Consider the following 1,950-nt stretch of genomic DNA (forward strand, 5'->3'; position numbering starts at 1 on the left):
CATTTAGAAGATTCCGGCCAAACAACAACGCAACCTGAAAAGAACAAAAATCTAAACTTTGATAATGATGACACCTTAAGGAAATTTAAAAAAGAAATAGAGTCTATTATAAAAATGAATGAGAAAAAGGGTAATATACAATCTATACATAAGTTTATTGTTGATTATGATGTGCCAGATTTTATAGCAAAGGCTTTACAACTTATTAATAAATTTGAAAACAGAGATACTCAAGGAGTATTTTCAGATGAAAGGCTTACAAAAGCAAAAGAAAATTCAAATCCATTTGATAAAAATTTGATTATAAAAACACTCAAAGAAAGAATGGTTAATCTTGTGAGAAGTAACTATCATATAACAAATGCTATATTACCTAATATCAATAATTTTGCAAATTCCTACTATCCAAATCAAGGACCAACTTCACTTTGCGGACCAGCTGCATTTTTTTATTGTCTTTTGATAGATAGACCTGATTTATATGTCAAATGTGTTATTGATTTGTGGGAAAATGGGAAAGCAAAAATAAAAAATCTAAGTATTAAACCGAGCGGAAACTGCAAAAAACCAAAATCACTTGGAGATGATAGAAATAAAATCAATGGCGTAGATTGGATAACTCTAGCAAGTCTAAGAGATTCTGAAAATATAGCATTTAGCTATGAGGAAGTAACCGATCAAGCATCAGGTATCACCCTTGCAGGTGCACTAAAAGAGTGGTTTTTTAAATGTTGGAGCGGAATTGTTATTTTCTAATGTAACTTATGGATTTCATATTAATAAAGATAAATTATTGCGTTTAGTTATACATAAACAACAATATCCACAGGCTCATATTATTTCTTTAATTAACGCCGAACTTATAGGTGGTTCTAGCAGTGGGATACCGGGCATTAAAAAGTCTCATTGGATAGTGTGGAAGACTATACCACAAAGCAACGGAAAAGATATAGATTCTCACATACAAGATAATGCTACCATTGCACAAAGTGTAGTAACTTGGGGCGAAATAGACAGAAAAGTAGAAAAGATTGATGGGAAAAGCCTTAAGGATTATACTTTAACAGAATATCTTAGTTATAATTTTGGTGCTATGGTATTCTTGCCTATACCTTACGAATTGGGAGAATGTGAATGAGAGTATTAAAACTACTTTGCCTTATACCTTTATGTGCGATGCTTGCCTCCTGCACAAAGCCTTTCACAAACTTTGAAACAAGCAGGGCAAAAATGCAAGAACTATCAGGTTTTGATATCATACAATGTAGCAAGATAATAAAAGAATCGGTCAAAAATGAAGAGGAGATTCTAAGCAATAAAGGCTTAATAGATTACAAGAAACAATATTTTAAAAATGGAAGAAATATCCAAATAAATCAATACGAAATTACTAAAAATAAAGAAAAAACCATAATAAAGAATAAAACCAATAACACTATCATACAAGTATATAATGATAATGAAGCTGCAGCGTTTAATATTTCTTACGATAAGCAATATTTAGGAATCTGTGATAGAGGAAAGCTACATATATTTGATTTAAACAAAAATTTATATGAACTTGAGCATTACAAAGATAAAAAATGCACAAGAGTTGATTTTTCTTTAGATAATAAATATCTTATAGTAAATAATAAAAATCAAGGACAAATTTATGAATTTAAGAGAGGAAATTTGGTATATGATAATCCTAATAATCCTCTTTTTGTATCATTGGATTATGCAATAGTGGGCAATGAAATTATATTATTTGATGAAGAAAAAAGAATTATTGTTGAGGGATTAGAGGATTCAAGTTCATATGAGGAAGAGATTATAGAAGTTAGAAAAAATAAAGGGGGTATTGATGTATTAGTCTGGGAATTACAAAAATCTTGGATACCTTTTGTCTCTTTCCCCCCAAGTTGTTCAATTAGAAGATTGCAAGGATTTTAGTGCAAACAAAGATTC

Annotated in this window: 2 protein-coding genes and 1 pseudogene; all 3 read left to right on the top strand. The window is 30.1% G+C overall.

What is annotated here, in order from left to right; genetic code table 11:
• Nucleotides 1-756: pseudogene (locus HCCG_RS10990) on the top strand (hypothetical protein); the annotation flags it as partial.
• Nucleotides 743-1,138 (top strand): hypothetical protein, encoded by a 396-nt coding sequence (locus tag HCCG_RS10995; protein ID WP_002957623.1) that lies wholly within the window; start codon nucleotides 743-745, stop codon nucleotides 1,136-1,138. The pseudogene HCCG_RS10990 and the gene HCCG_RS10995, both read left to right, overlap by 14 nt.
• Nucleotides 1,135-1,935 (top strand): hypothetical protein, encoded by an 801-nt coding sequence (locus tag HCCG_RS11000; RefSeq protein WP_002957624.1) that lies wholly within the window; start codon nucleotides 1,135-1,137, stop codon nucleotides 1,933-1,935. Before HCCG_RS10995 ends, HCCG_RS11000 begins: the two co-directional genes overlap by 4 nt.
• Nucleotides 1,936-1,950 lie beyond the last annotated feature (15 nt).

Origin of the sequence: Helicobacter cinaedi CCUG 18818 = ATCC BAA-847, from assembly GCF_000155475.1 — a bacterium.
In the GTDB taxonomy this organism is placed as follows: domain Bacteria; phylum Campylobacterota; class Campylobacteria; order Campylobacterales; family Helicobacteraceae; genus Helicobacter_C; species Helicobacter_C cinaedi.

What these genes read in the sequence shown, in the direction of transcription:
- HCCG_RS11000 (WP_002957624.1), top strand. Translation starts at nt 1,135, where the DNA reads ATGAGAGTATTAAAACTACTTTGCCTTATACCTTTATGTGCGATGCTT.